The organism is Pseudoalteromonas sp. SG43-1, from assembly GCF_014164415.1.
In the GTDB taxonomy this organism is placed as follows: Bacteria; Pseudomonadota; Gammaproteobacteria; order Enterobacterales; family Alteromonadaceae; genus Pseudoalteromonas; species Pseudoalteromonas distincta.
On record NZ_JACJFD010000029.1, the window covers coordinates 36,716 to 50,428 of the forward strand.

The following is a 13,713-nucleotide window of genomic DNA, read 5'->3' on the forward strand; positions in this document are numbered from 1 at the left end:
CATGCAAACCAATCCACTCGATGGCCTGCACGATATAATAGCGCCAAGCCAAGTTAATTGGTGGCCACTCGCCCCTGCTTGGTGGGTTATTATTGCACTGCTGTTTTTAGCACTGTGCGCAGCTATTTATATATTTTATAAAAAACATAAATTTAAAAAGCCTAAACGCTACGCAATACAATTGAGCCAAAGTGAGCAAAACCCTCAGCAACTGCATATTATTTTAAAACGTTTAGTGATTGAATATTACGACAAGCGACTTGCTGCGCAATCTACCTCTAAATGGTGCACAACACTTAATACACTCACCGGTTTAAGCTTTACAGAACAAGAAATACTAAGCTTGTATAACCCCAGCCAAAAAGATACAACACTGTGCGAAAAATTTCGCCAAGGTATTAAGCAATTTAAAATAAAGGAGTCAGTAAATGTTTGAATTTAGCTGGCCATGGTTATTTTTATTACTACCCTTGCCTTTATTACTTTTACTATTAAAACCCGCAGCAAGTAATGCCAGTACGCGTTTACGTATACCCAGTTTTGCAAAGCACAATTTAACCAGCCAAAGCATCGAGCCACACGCACGACGTTTAAACCCTTTCGAGTGGATAATTTGGTTATTACTTGTTACTGCTGCTGCCAATCCAACATGGTTAGATGAGCCAATTTCATTACCAAATGAAGGACGCGATATAATGTTAGCAGTTGACTTATCAGGCTCGATGACCGAACAAGACATGGCTTATAATGGCCAATATGTTGACCGCCTTACCATGGTAAAAGCTGTACTCAGTGATTTTATAGAGCAACGTCAAGGCGACAGGCTTGGGCTAATATTATTTGGCGACACCGCGTTTTTACAAACCCCGCTCACCCGCGACGTTAAAACAGTAAGTAAAATGCTCAGCGAAGCGCAAATTGGTTTAGTGGGGCGCGCAACAGCAATTGGTGATGCATTGGGTCTTTCGGTAAAACGCTTTGCCAATAAAGATGAAAGTAACCGAATTGTGGTGCTATTAACCGACGGACAAAACACCGCGGGCAATCTAAACCCAGAAGATGCCCTACTGCTAGCTCGCGAAGAAGGTATTAAAGTCTACACCATTGGTGTTGGCTCAGATAATCCGCGCGGCTTTAGTCTCTTTAATGTGGGTGGCTCTAGTGGCAGTAATTTAGATGAAAGCTTACTTAAAAAGATTGCCGAGCAAACTGGCGGATTATACTTTAGAGCTAAAGATGTAGCTGGCCTTCAACAAATTTACGCAGAGCTTGATAAGCTTGAACCTATTAGCGCTGATGAACAAACATTTCGCCCACAAAGCTCATTATTTTACTACCCGTTACTTATCGCTATTTTACTTATTAGCTCAAAAGTAATGCTTAGTACACTGCGTGCATTAAAGGAGCCAAACTAATGGATTTTGAATTTATTCGCCCCGCTCTTTTATGGTTACTCATACCTGCTGTGGCATTATTTTTTGTTGCCTTAATTAAGCATAAAAAAACCACCAGTGAGCAGCTAATTGCACCTCATTTAGCACAATTTATAATGAGCGAAGCAAACACTAAAGCCAGCCAGCCACTTTGGTTAGTTGCTTTGTTTTGCAGCCTTGGCATTTTATTTAGTGCTGGGCCTAGTTTTGAGAAAAAACAAGTTCCTGTATTTCAAAGTAAAAGTGCCCGTGTAATTGTTATGGATATGTCGTACTCAATGTACAGCACCGATATTTTACCAAATCGTTTAATGCAATCACGCTTTAAAGCGCTTGATATGATTGAGCTATTTAAAGAAGGTGATACCGCGCTTGTAGCTTACGCAGGCACGGCCTATGTAATTTCGCCACTAACAAACGATGCCACAACACTCAGTAATTTAATTCCAAGCTTAAGCCCTGAAATAATGCCAGACAAAGGCTCAAACGTTTTAGCCGGTCTTGATATGGCCAAAGAGCTATTAACACAAGCAGGTTATATTGATGGCGACATTATTTTAGTGACCGACGGTATTGACCAACAAGAACAAAGCGACGTTAGTAGCTTTACCAGTAACACCCAATATAGATTAAATATATATGGTGTAGGTACCGCTCAAGGCGCACCAATTAAGTTACCTGAAGGCGGCTTTTTGAAAGACAGAAACGGCCAAATTGTAGTACCTACACTTAATGCCTCTCAGCTTAAAAATTTAGCATCAAGCAGCGGCGGTAAATTTGCGAGCTACCAACCTAGCAATAACGACATAAATACGTTTGCTCCAAATGCACAGAGTGAATTATTGAAAGACGAAAAACAAAGCCACGCACTTTGGCGAATAGATGCAGGTATATACGGACTATTGTTATTACTGCCATTTGGCTTGTATTTATTTAGACGCGCTGCCTTGCTAGGCGCATTTTTAGCTTTTGGCTTTTTACCGCAGCAAAATGCGTATGCCATAGAGCTCCCCACTCTTTTGCAAAATGCAGATCAACGTGCATTAGAGGCTTACAATAATAAAGAATACGATGCAGCAACACAGGCTCAATCGAGTGAGTTAAAAGGCGCTGCGCTTTACCAGCAAGGTAATTTTGATGCTGCACTTAGTGAGTTTAGTAGTGATAAGTCGGCTAGCGGTTTATACAACTACGGTAATGCCCTCGCCAAAGCTGGCAAGCTTGAGGAAGCAATTGAAGCTTACAAACAAGCCCAAACCTTACAAGACGACTTTACACAAGCAGCTGATAACCAAGCTTTAGTTGAACAATTACTAAATCAACAAGAACAACAAAACCAGCAAGATCAGCAAAGCGACGGCGACGACTCTCAAGACCAAGATGATAGCCAGAAAAAAGATGAGCAAAACCAAGGGCAAAATTCTGATGAGTCAAAACAGGATCAGCAACAAAATGGTGATAAAAGCGATTCTGAAAAAGGCGAAAACGAGAGTCAAAACCAAAGCGATGAAAAATCTGATAAAGAATCAGATAAAGAGTCTGAACAATCAAAAGATCAACAAGGTGAGCCAGGCGAGCAATCAGACAAGCAAAATGAACCTGATATGCAAGCTCAGCCAAAAAGTGAGCAAGGGAAAAATAAAGACGCTGACCAGCCTAAAGAAGACGATCAGCAACAAAGTAAGCCACAAGCAATGAATGAGCAACCTGCCACTGATGAGCAAAAACAAAATGCTCAGCAACAAGCCATGCAAGCCCAAGCAAGTGAGCTCACTAATGAAGAAAAAGAAAAAGCACAACAGCTTAATCAACTACTGAGAAAAGTTCCGGACGATCCGGCTATTTTATTACGGAATAAAATGCAATTAGAAGCCCAAAAAAGACAATATAAACGTCGCCCTACAGGAGTCGAAAAATCATGGTAATGCGATTATTTTGCTGTTTATTGCTATTAAGTGCGATGCCTTCGTGGGCTGCCACCAAATTAGAAGCCAGCGTAGATAAAAACCCTGTATTAGCGGGTGAATTTTTTATGCTTAATATATCGGTAGACGATACAGTTAAAGGCGAGCAACCAGACACCTCATCGCTGTTAAAAGACTTTGTAGTAGGCCCGACGAGCTTAAGCTCTCGTACCAACATTATTAATGGCAGCATTAATAAACAAACTACGTGGTCAGTTAAACTAATGACCCGTACAGAGGGTGATTACACGATACCGGCATTTAGCGTTGCAGGGTTAACCTCACAACCTATTAAATTAAAAGTGGCAAAACGCTCAGTTGATGCAGATAAAAATAACGAAATATTTTTAAAAACGTCGCTCTCGAGTAATTCATTATTTGTGCAAGAAGCCGGTGTTTACACTGTTAAGCTCTACCTTGCCAAAGAACTGCTTGATGGCAGCTTAAGCACACCAAGTATGGAAGATGCTCAGCTAACCCAATTAGGTAAACAAACTGAGAGTTATGAGCTAGTTGATGGCAAACGCTACCTTGTTATTACTCGTGAGTATTTGATTCAGCCACAAAAAAGTGGTGCCTACACGATTGCAGGCCCTGCGTTTCAAGGACGAGTACAGCAAAATTACCGCCAACTGGAGGTATCTGCTCTTGGCGATGATCAGCAAGTAGAAATAAAACCAATCCCGAGTGACTATAAAGGTGCATGGTTACCAAGCGAATTGGTTAACCTTGATGAAGAATGGCAACCTAACGACAACACAGTAGAAGTAGGTACGCCTATAACTCGTACTATTACACTTACCGCGCTTGGAGTTACAAAAGAGCAATTACCTGAAATCTCTATGCCTACTATTGATGGCATACGCAGCTACCCTGATAAAAAAGAAAATAACAATGCAGTGCGAGACGGACGCGTTGTGTCGCAGCAAACGGCATCATATGCCTTACTGCCGCAAAAACCAGGTACTTATACTTTGCCTGAAATAAAGCTGCCTTGGTTTAATACCAAAATGAACCGTATTAGCGTAGCTACATTACCAAAGCGTACTATTACAGTAACGCAAAGTACTACCGCGCCTAATACAGCCATAGCAAACCCACAACCCAGCACAAATAATTCACCTACTCTTGAAAATATTTCGAATCAAGCAACTGGCACACAACCTATTGAAACTAAAAGTGATACTCCTCTTTGGTTAATAGTCGTTGCCGCTTTAGGGTATATTTTATGGATTGGTACTGTAATTTTTTACTTAATAAGCCGTTCTACTAAAAATACGACTGAAAAATTACAGCTAAACACCCGTGGTACTTCTCAGCCAAGCTTAAATGAGCTTAAAGCATTAGCTAAAACACACGATGTGAAAGCCTTTTACACCGCATTAAATAACTTTTCTGTAAAGGTGACCCATAAAAATGTTGGCGCGATTGATGAGCTCTGCATCCGTGTAAACAGCAGCGAGCTTAATGGTCTTATTAGCCAATTGCAGGCACAACTTTATAGTAATAAAGGCGCAAACACGGATCTTAATGCTATTATTAAAATTCTTGAGAACTATCAAACTCAGGCATCAAAGTCGCAACAAGCTGTATTAAAAGACCTTTATGATTAATAACTACGAACCTCAGGTCTTTTTTTGCAATAACTAATAATTTTTAATTAAAAAAGTGCTTATGCTTGGAAAGAAAAAATCAAACAATCAGGTCTTAATCGATATGGCAGAGAAACAAAAGCGTTATGAAGCCTTGGTCCACGTTTACAATAAAGAGCTTTATCGCTTTGCTTATTGGTTATGCCGTGATCCGCACATAGCAGATGATTTAGTACAGGAAACGTTTTTGCGCGCATGGCGTTCACTTGACTCTTTACTTGATCAAAAGGCAGCTAAACCTTGGCTGCTTACTATATTACGAAGAGAAAACGCACGCCGATTTGAACGTAAACAGTTTGATTACAGCGACGTAGAAAACGATACGCTTGTTGATGAAACCAGCCATTCATTAGACGATGAAATGGAACAAACGGTAATTCAACGCCAGATTGCACTGCTATCTGATGAATACCGAGAGCCATTATTACTGCAAGTTGTAATGGGCTGCTCTGGTGAAGAAATTGCAGGCATACTTAATTTAAATAAAAACACGGTAATGACTCGTTTATACCGTGCCAGAAATCAACTTAAAGAGGCTTTAAGCCGTGATGATGAACAACTTAAAGGGGCATCAAAATAATGGATGAACTTGAGTTTCGTCGCCGCACTATTGCGCAGCCAAACGACATTGACAAGGAGCTTATGGAGTTTGCTGACAATAACCCAGAGCGACAAAGTTTTATTAACGATATGAAAGATTTTGATAAATTCATTCAAGATTCTTTAGATATACCTGTGCCTGAAAATCTTGCAGACCGCATTCTTTTAAACACATCGTTAAAAGAAAAAGCACTCCAAGAAGAACAAGCAACTGGTAAAAACGTGGTTGATGCTCGATCGCGTTTTAAGTTTGATCGTGTACATCTTGCGTTAGCAGCGTCTTTTGTAGTGGCGATTAGTGCCTTCTTTTTTAGTACAGAGCAAAATATTGCACATGAAGCAGGTGAGCATGCGCTTGCCCATGTGTACTACGAAATTAATGCGCTTGATAAAAAAGAGCCCATTAGCCTACAAAGCGTCAACGACAAGCTTGCAGTATTAGGTGGTCATCTTGATGAACTTCCTGGCGCTGTAACTTATGCGATGTTTTGTGATTTTAAAGGCGAAAAAGGACTGCATTTAATATTTGAGTCTGACTTTGGTCCTATGACGGTATTTATAGTGCCTTCTGAAAATAAATCATTTGGTTTTGGGGATGACAACTTCCGCGATGAGCGCTTTGAAGGTCACATTAATCGTGGCTCACAAGCTGATACTATTTTAGTGGCAAGTCTTGGAGCACCTCTAGATACATACAATGAACGCGTTACTGGCGCAATTCGTTGGCTTTAAAATAGACAAATTTACCGCTTAGTTTCTACTGAGCGGTTTTTTGATTATATACTCACCAACAAAGCGTTTCTTCACTCCCCAAAACCTCTGATTTTTAAAGTAATTAATTAAATTCCTAAAGAAAGTAAATTATAATCGCGGCTCGATTTTAATTAGGGAATTTCATGAAGAACATCATCGTTATTTTTTCATTATTGGCATTGTTATGTACAGCCAGTTTTGATGCACATGCACGTAAAAAGTTTGGCAGCAGTAAACGCGGACAGACACCTGCAACACAACAAACAGCGCAAAAACAACAAACAGATACAACAACACCTAACGCTACACCTAAAGCCACATCAAATAAAAAAGGCATTATGGCAGGCGTTTTTGGGGGACTTTTAGCGGGTGGCTTAATTGCAGCAATGCTAGGCGACGATTTTGAAGGTTTTCAGCTATTAGAAATGATTTTATTAGCTGGCGGACTCTTTATTTTATTTAAGCTAGTAACGGGCTTTTTACGTGCTAATCGTGCCCCACAACTTGCCAGTGCAAGTACAAGTGCTCAGCAAAATGCTTTTAAACAAGCACCTATCGAGCAACCAACAAGTACAGCCTTTGCAAGCAGCGCCCCACAAGGTGAAAGTGTGCCTTTTAATTTACCACCTAACTTTGACGTTAATGGCTTTTTGCAAGGTGCCCGTAGTCATTACCATATGCTACAAACTGCATGGAACAATGCCGATTACACCACAATGGCTGAATACTTAAGCCCTGCACTTGTTGCCGAGTTTAAAGCTGAACGTGAAGCTATACAAAGCGTAGAAACAGAAGTGATGTTTATTGATGCCGAACTTGTGCGCGCAGATACAAACGCGCAATCGTGGCAGATTAGTGTTCGCTTTAAAGGTAAGTACCGTGATTTAGGCGATAAAAAAGAAGAGCCTATTTTAGAAATTTGGCACTTAGAGCGTCTAATTTCAGACGATGCTCCATGGCTAATAGTGGGTGTTGAAGATTTAATTGATACTCAATAATTTTGTATTGTTTAAAGCACCGCGCTTTTAGCGCGGTGTTTTTTTATTTAAAAAACAATTGATTTACCACGTCCGGATGCTTCAGAAGCGGCATCTAATTGGCCCTCTTTATTAATAATAACGTGTAAGTCACCAAAGTGATTCTCATCTATGGTGTAGCCCATTTTTGTAAGCTCTGCTTTTACGCTATCGGTTAAACCTATGTGTGTTCTAATTATATTTTTAGGCCACAGTTGATGATGAAAACGAGGGCTATTTACAACCTGCTCTGCAGTCATATCAAACTCTACCGCATTTAAAATAGACTCGTACACAGAGCTAATAATTGTTGTGCCACCAGGCGAGCCAGTTACCATTTTAACAGTGTTGTCTTTAAGTAGAATTGTAGGCGTCATAGAGCTAAGCATACGCTTGTGCGGCTGTATTTCGTTAGCTTTACCGCCTATTGCACCAAACACATTCATAACGCCTGGTTTTGCACTAAAGTCGTCCATTTCATCATTTAAAATAAAACCTGCACCTTCAACAACTACACCGCTACCAAACCCTAAGTTTATTGTGGTGGTATTTGCGACAGCGTTACCCATTTTATCAACGATTGAAAAGTGTGTAGTTTGCTCACTTTCTTTAAGGCCCGGTTTAATATTTTCGGTAGTCGAGATAGCGGTTAACGAAATGCCATTACTGCGCTCTTTGAGGTAGTTAATATTAGTTAATGCGTTGACTGGTACATCAAAAAAATCAGGATCGCCTAAATACTCCGCCCTATCTGCAAATACACGTTTACCTATTTCAGAAAGTAAGTGTACATACTGAGTAGAGTTATGCGCTAAGCCCGCATCTGGTTTTTGTAACTCATACATTTTAAGCCACTGTAAAATAGCAATACCACCTGAACTCGGCGGTGGAGAAGTAAGTACTTCATAACCATTCCAACTCGCTTTAATAGGTGTACGTGATTTAGCGGTGTAACCTTTTAAATCATCTTGATTAATTATACCGCCATGTTGGTGCATAAATTTAGCAATAATATTTGCAGTTTCGCCTTTATAAAACCCATCTTGGCCGTTATCACGGATACGCTTTAGCGTTGCCGCTAACTCGGGTTGCTTAAATACTTTATTAGCTTTTACATCAGCAAAGTATTTTTCGAAGTTTACATTTATTTTTTGCTCTTTTAGGTGGGCTATATAATTGCTCACACCTTTTGCTAACTTAGGCGGAACTACAAACCCTTGCTCAGCCAACGTTACCGCTGGTTGTACTAATTCTTCCCACTTTAAAGTGCCATGTTTTTGATGGGCAAGCCACATGCCCGCTACACTGCCAGGTACACCGCTTGCGTGAATACCATATATTGATTTGTTTGCAATAACATTACCTTGCTCATCTAAATACATATCACGATGAGCCGCTGTTGGCGCTGTTTCGCGATAATCTATAAAATCGCCCTTGCCATCTTTTTGAATAAGCATAAATCCCCCGCCGCCAATATTGCCGGCTTCAGGAAGCGTTACTGCAAGTACAAATTGTGCCGTAATAGCCGCATCAACAGCATTACCGCCTTGCTCTAATATACTTTTAGCAGCATCGGCACTGAACGAGTCAGGCATTGCTACCGCACTTTGCGATAAAGGCTGCGCTAAAACACTAAAAGCAGCGAACTGTAAAACCAGCACACTTTTGACGATTAATTTACTTGGTGAAAAAAGCAATCCCATACAACATCCTTAATTTATTATTTTTTAGTTACGCATTCTTATTAATGCACGTCACTTAAGGACAGGTCAATCTTTATACTGTTGATATTTAATCATCTTTAAACACTTTTTGAATAAAGCACCGCAGGTAAGTCGCCTTGCTCGTCTGTATGTGTATAATTTTTTATAAATTGCAGACCTAGCTTTTTCATTATATTTATAGAAGCCGTATTATCTTTTAGTGCCGTTGCACTTATCGCCTTAACGTCATCTTGCTTTATAAGTTCATCACATAATGCTAAAGCCGCCTCGGTTGCATAACCATGCCCCCAACTTGCTTGCTTAAAGCGCCAGCCTATTTCAATATCACAGTAGTTTGGTGCATCAGTAAAAAAGCACATAGGCCTTATTAATACCCAACCTATAAATGTATTGGTTTGCTTTATAGTGATACTCCACAGCCCCCAGCCTTTTAGATCATTTCGATATGCGAGCATACGAGGCACACCCTCATTTTTTATATGCTCTAAAGAGGTAGGTTCACCTCGTGTTAAATACTGCATTACAGCTGGGTCTTGGTCGAGTTCAAATAATTGAGGCCAATCATGCTCATTCATTAATTTAAAATTTAATCGTTTTGTTACGGGGGCGTTCATTTTCATTGTTGTATAGTCTGCCTCGAATTAATTATCAGTCTCTAAAGGAGATAGCACATGAATAAATTAGCAGGTTTAGCTTTATTAGGCACTTTAATTACATTAACTGGTTGTGAAGATGCCAACGAAGTTAAAGAAGATGCAAAAGATAAAAGCGCACAAATGCAAGAAAAGCTTGGTGATGCATGGAACGACGTTAAAGAGACAACTAACGATCTTAAAAATGACGAGTCTTTAAACGAGCTATTAGAGCAAAGTAAAGCAATGGGCTTAGACATGTACGACGACGGCAAAGAGATTGCGGTTGACGCATGGATTAAAAGCAAAGAAGCTGCTGGCGAGTTAACTGAAAAAACTAAGCAAAAAGCGCAAGAAATTGCAGACGAAATTGAGCAAGCGCGTCAAGAACATAACGAAGGTTAATTAAACTTTCGATAATAAAAAAGGAAAGCCTCGGCTTTCCTTTTTTGTTTTGGACTATTTAGCCCAGTTATGCGTTTGCATATAGGGCTTATAAGCTCAAATTAACCTTTGTACTTACTCATCACTAAAGTCGCGTTTGTGCCACCAAAGCCAAAGCTATTAGACATTACAGTATTTAACTCAACATCACGACGCTCAGTAATAATATCTAAACCTGTCGCTTGCTCATCTAGCTCATCAATATTAATTGAAGGTGCTACAAAGCTGTGCTCTAGCATTAATAATGAGAAGATAGCTTCGTGAACACCTGCAGCACCTAGGGCATGACCCGTCATTGCTTTAGTTGCGCTGATCATTGGTGATTTACCACCAAACACTTCTTGTATCGCACCTAGCTCTTTAACGTCACCTACTGGTGTAGATGTACCATGCGTGTTTAGGTAATCAATACTATCTACATCTTGCATAGCTTGGCGCATACAACGTGCTGCACCTTCGCCAGATGGAGCAACCATGTCGTAGCCATCTGATGTTGCACCGTAGCCAACAATTTCAGCGTAAATGTGCGCGCCACGTGCAAGTGCATGTTCAAGTTCTTCAACTACAACAATACCGCCACCGCCAGAAATAACAAAACCATCGCGATTTGCATCATATGTACGAGATGCTTTTTCAGGTGTTTCATTGTATTTAGTAGAAAGTGCGCCCATAGCGTCAAATTCCATTGCCAATGTCCAGTGTAGCTCTTCACCACCACCAGCAAACACAACGTCTTGCTTGCCAAGCTGGATTTGCTCTACGGCATTACCGATACAATGCGCAGATGTTGCACATGCAGAGCTAATTGAATAGTTAACACCTTTAATTTTAAATGGTGTTGCTAAACAAGCAGATGTAGTGCTCGCCATAGTGCGTGGCACCATATAAGGCCCTACACGTTTTACGCCTTTTTCACGTAAAATATCAGCAGCTTCTACTTGCCATTTAGACGAACCACCGCCAGAGCCAACAATAATACCCGTGCGCTCATTTGATACTTGGTCGTCAGACAAACCTGAGTCTTCAATTGCTTGCGTCATTGAAATATAAGAGTAAGCAGCAGCATCTCCCATAAAGCGCATTGCTTTGCGGTCAACGTGTGCTTTAACGTCAATATCAATTTTACCCGATACGTTACTACGTAACTTATAATCGGCAAATTCTTGATTAAAAGCGATGCCGCTTTTGCCCGTTTTTAACGATTCTAATACTTCATCTTTGTTGTTACCTATACTTGATACAACACCGATACCTGTAATTACAGCTCTTCTCATGGGTAATTCCCTTAGCTTAATACTTAATTGCATTCTATTTTACGCGAATTTAATCACCTAAGTGGTCAGCTTTCTAGCGTACACTTGTACTCTGAACTGCTAGCTTATAAATAACGCCAGACTATTTCAAAGAAAACCCGTAAAATAATTAAAAAATATATCTATAAAATTAAAAAATCATGATCAAAAATGCACATATACACTTTAATAATTTAGGTACACCTTTCGCTAATGACTTCGGTGATATTTATTTTTCTAATGACGATGGCTTAGCTGAATCGCATTATGTGTATTATGAGCAAAATAATATAGATGCACGATTACAAAATCATGACCAGCCACATTTTGTTATTGCCGAAACCGGCTTTGGTACAGGTTTAAACTTTTTAAATACATGGCAACGCTTTACTGACCACCTTGCACGTCAACAAGTTCAAAATCAATTAGATAATGGTGTTAAACGCTTACACTTTATTTCATTTGAAAAATATCCTCTGCACATAGACGATTTAAACAAAGCACTACAGGCATGGCCTTCATTAAGCGCCTTTAGTAACAAATTATCTAAACAATACCCAATTAATTTAGAAGGATGCCACAGACTCGAATTTGACAATGGACTTGTTGTTCTCGATTTATACTTTGGTGATGCACTTGAATCAATACAAGCAATGAGCTATCCGCAAACAGGAATTGTTGACGCTTGGTATTTAGATGGTTTTGCGCCAAGTAAAAACCCCGAAATGTGGCAGCAAAGTTTATTTAATTCTATGGCCAATATATCAAGGGCAAGTGCAACCTTATCAACATTTACTTCAGCAGGTTTTGTTCGCCGTGGATTAATTGATGCAGGGTTTAATACTAAAAAAACCAAAGGCTTTGGCCAAAAAAGAGATATGCTTGTTGGCCAGCTAGAGTGCGTAAATGATGCTCAATCAGCTCCTACATATTTTCATCAAGATAGCAGCGCTTTAAAAAATGTAGCGGTCATTGGCGGCGGTATAGCCAGTAGCTGCATTTTATATAGTTTGGCTAAACGAGGCATAGCAAGCCAATTATTCTGCCAAGATGAAAAACCAGCTATGGGGGCATCGCACAATGTGCAAGGCGCTATCTACCCTCACCTACAAGCTAAAAATTCACCGCACAGCGAATTGTTTGCACATAGCTTTTTATACGCAAAGCGCCTATATAACAACTTACTTAGCAGTGGTTTTAATTTTGATTACGATTGGTGCGGCGTATTACAACACGCAGTAAAAAAACCTCTGGCCGATAAACATGAAAACTTAGCACAAAAACAACTGTGGCCAACCCAGCTAATGCACAACGTAACCGCAGAGCAAGGCGACGAAATAGCCGGCGTAGAAACAGGTTATTCGGGCGTGTTTTTTGAACAAGGCGGCTGGGTTAACCCTCCGCAATTAGTAAACGCCATGTTAAGCGCTGCAAATAGCATAAACCCATTTAAAAGCGTATTTAACTGCAATATAAAACAGCTTAAAAAAACTGACAGCGGTTGGTTTTTATTAACGAATGATGAGCAGTTAGGTCCTTTTAGTGATGTAATTATTTGTGCAGGCGAGCACAGTGATGCATTTGAGCAAACAAAAGCGCTACCAATAGTAGGCGTACGCGGGCAAGTTTCACATATTGAGGCAAGTGAGCAATCACGCAAACTTAAAACAGTGCTGTGCCATAAAGGGTATTTTACCCCAGCCTATTTAGATCATCACTGTATGGGAGCCACGTTTGAAAAAAATACCAAAAGCCGTCAAGTTACAGCGCTCGACAACCAATTAAACCAAGAGCAACTACTTAGCTTTTATCAGCAAAGTGAATTTGCCTTAACCCTTGGCAATATTACCTCGGCAAAAGCAGCTGTACGATGCACATTTATAGATCACCTACCAATGGCAGGGCAATGGTGCGAACAAAGTGATTATACAATGGCCTTTGCTAACTTACGCTTAGGTAAACGCTATCAGTACGAGCAACTTAATAAGCCACAACAAGGCCTACATATTTTTACCGGCTTTGGCGCCCGCGCTTTATGTAGCGCACCGCTAAGCGCAGAACATCTCGTAAGCTGTTTAAATAACGAGCCTCGCCCATTAAGCGAACGTGTAAGCCAAGCTATTCACCCTGCTCGGTTTATAGTACGAGATTTAATTCGTAATAAAATTTAAATGACAAAGGTGCTTATTGAGGTAAAATGAGT

The 13,713-nt window shown here is 40.1% G+C and carries 12 protein-coding genes; 9 read left to right on the top strand and 3 right to left on the bottom strand.

The annotated features are described in order from the left end of the window. The first annotated feature begins 1 nt into the window (after window position 1). From H5159_RS17400 to H5159_RS17430, 7 genes are all read left to right on the top strand, one after another. On the top strand, window positions 2-436 hold the full coding sequence (locus H5159_RS17400) for a DUF4381 domain-containing protein (RefSeq protein WP_004335624.1): 435 nt from the start codon (window positions 2-4) through the stop codon (window positions 434-436). Further along, on the top strand, window positions 429-1,415 hold the full coding sequence (locus H5159_RS17405; protein ID WP_182780738.1) for a VWA domain-containing protein: 987 nt from the start codon (window positions 429-431) through the stop codon (window positions 1,413-1,415). The genes H5159_RS17400 and H5159_RS17405 overlap by 8 nt, the downstream gene beginning before the upstream one ends. Further along, entirely contained in the window at window positions 1,415-3,358 is a 1,944-nt protein-coding gene (locus H5159_RS17410) for a VWA domain-containing protein (RefSeq protein WP_182780739.1), read from the top strand. Before H5159_RS17405 ends, H5159_RS17410 begins: the two co-directional genes overlap by 1 nt. Then, a complete protein-coding gene (locus H5159_RS17415) occupies window positions 3,352-5,010 on the top strand; it encodes a BatD family protein (protein ID WP_182780740.1) in 1,659 nt (552 codons plus the stop codon). Before H5159_RS17410 ends, H5159_RS17415 begins: the two co-directional genes overlap by 7 nt. 61 nt (window positions 5,011-5,071) lie before the next feature. After that, window positions 5,072-5,629, top strand: a complete 558-nt coding sequence (locus H5159_RS17420; RefSeq protein WP_032827217.1) for a sigma-70 family RNA polymerase sigma factor — start codon at window positions 5,072-5,074, stop codon at window positions 5,627-5,629. Further along, the gene (locus tag H5159_RS17425) at window positions 5,629-6,381 is read left to right on the top strand and encodes a DUF3379 family protein (protein WP_138489429.1); all 753 of its coding nucleotides are present in this window, start codon (window positions 5,629-5,631) and stop codon (window positions 6,379-6,381) included. The genes H5159_RS17420 and H5159_RS17425 overlap by 1 nt, the downstream gene beginning before the upstream one ends. Window positions 6,382-6,545: 164 nt before the next feature. Further along, complete coding sequence (locus H5159_RS17430; protein WP_182780741.1) at window positions 6,546-7,400, top strand: Tim44 domain-containing protein; 855 nt, start codon at window positions 6,546-6,548, stop codon at window positions 7,398-7,400. Between the two features lie 47 nt (window positions 7,401-7,447). On the opposite strand, the gene ggt is transcribed toward H5159_RS17430, so the two are convergent. Together ggt and H5159_RS17440 are read right to left on the bottom strand one after the other, a co-directional pair. Continuing rightward, window positions 7,448-9,121, bottom strand: a complete 1,674-nt coding sequence (gene ggt / locus H5159_RS17435) for a gamma-glutamyltransferase (RefSeq protein ID WP_182695810.1) — start codon at window positions 9,119-9,121, stop codon at window positions 7,448-7,450. Window positions 9,122-9,219: 98 nt separating this feature from the next. Beyond that, a complete protein-coding gene (locus tag H5159_RS17440) occupies window positions 9,220-9,762 on the bottom strand; it encodes a GNAT family N-acetyltransferase (protein WP_182780742.1) in 543 nt (180 codons plus the stop codon). Between the two features lie 51 nt (window positions 9,763-9,813). On the opposite strand from H5159_RS17440, the gene H5159_RS17445 reads away from it, so the two are divergent. After that, on the top strand, window positions 9,814-10,179 hold the full coding sequence (locus tag H5159_RS17445) for a hypothetical protein (protein WP_024596750.1): 366 nt from the start codon (window positions 9,814-9,816) through the stop codon (window positions 10,177-10,179). A gap of 101 nt (window positions 10,180-10,280) precedes the next feature. Here H5159_RS17445 and fabB read toward each other — a convergent pair whose 3' ends face one another. Further along, window positions 10,281-11,492, bottom strand: coding sequence for a beta-ketoacyl-ACP synthase I (gene fabB, locus H5159_RS17450; RefSeq protein WP_182780743.1), 1,212 nt, complete (start codon window positions 11,490-11,492; stop codon window positions 10,281-10,283). Between the two features lie 179 nt (window positions 11,493-11,671). Between fabB and mnmC the strand changes: the two genes are divergently transcribed. Next, window positions 11,672-13,681 carry a bifunctional tRNA (5-methylaminomethyl-2-thiouridine)(34)-methyltransferase MnmD/FAD-dependent 5-carboxymethylaminomethyl-2-thiouridine(34) oxidoreductase MnmC gene (gene mnmC, locus H5159_RS17455; protein ID WP_182780744.1) on the top strand — a complete coding sequence of 670 codons (2,010 nt, stop codon included), beginning with the start codon at window positions 11,672-11,674 and terminating at the stop codon, window positions 13,679-13,681. The last annotated feature ends 32 nt before the right edge of the window (window positions 13,682-13,713 follow it).

Excerpts from the sequence above, each read along its gene's own strand:
- H5159_RS17405 (WP_182780738.1), top strand. The coding sequence starts at position 429 with ATGTTTGAATTTAGCTGGCCATGGTTATTTTTATTACTACCCTTGCCT.
- fabB (WP_182780743.1), bottom strand. The coding sequence starts at position 11,492 with ATGAGAAGAGCTGTAATTACAGGTATCGGTGTTGTATCAAGTATAGGT.
- H5159_RS17430 (WP_182780741.1), top strand. The coding sequence starts at position 6,546 with ATGAAGAACATCATCGTTATTTTTTCATTATTGGCATTGTTATGTACA.
- H5159_RS17415 (WP_182780740.1), top strand. The coding sequence starts at position 3,352 with ATGGTAATGCGATTATTTTGCTGTTTATTGCTATTAAGTGCGATGCCT.
- H5159_RS17425 (WP_138489429.1), top strand. The coding sequence starts at position 5,629 with ATGGATGAACTTGAGTTTCGTCGCCGCACTATTGCGCAGCCAAACGAC.
- H5159_RS17445 (WP_024596750.1), top strand. The coding sequence starts at position 9,814 with ATGAATAAATTAGCAGGTTTAGCTTTATTAGGCACTTTAATTACATTA.
- H5159_RS17440 (WP_182780742.1), bottom strand. The coding sequence starts at position 9,762 with ATGAAAATGAACGCCCCCGTAACAAAACGATTAAATTTTAAATTAATG.
- H5159_RS17410 (WP_182780739.1), top strand. The coding sequence starts at position 1,415 with ATGGATTTTGAATTTATTCGCCCCGCTCTTTTATGGTTACTCATACCT.
- mnmC (WP_182780744.1), top strand. The coding sequence starts at position 11,672 with ATGATCAAAAATGCACATATACACTTTAATAATTTAGGTACACCTTTC.
- H5159_RS17420 (WP_032827217.1), top strand. The coding sequence starts at position 5,072 with ATGCTTGGAAAGAAAAAATCAAACAATCAGGTCTTAATCGATATGGCA.
- H5159_RS17400 (WP_004335624.1), top strand. The coding sequence starts at position 2 with ATGCAAACCAATCCACTCGATGGCCTGCACGATATAATAGCGCCAAGC.
- ggt (WP_182695810.1), bottom strand. The coding sequence starts at position 9,121 with ATGGGATTGCTTTTTTCACCAAGTAAATTAATCGTCAAAAGTGTGCTG.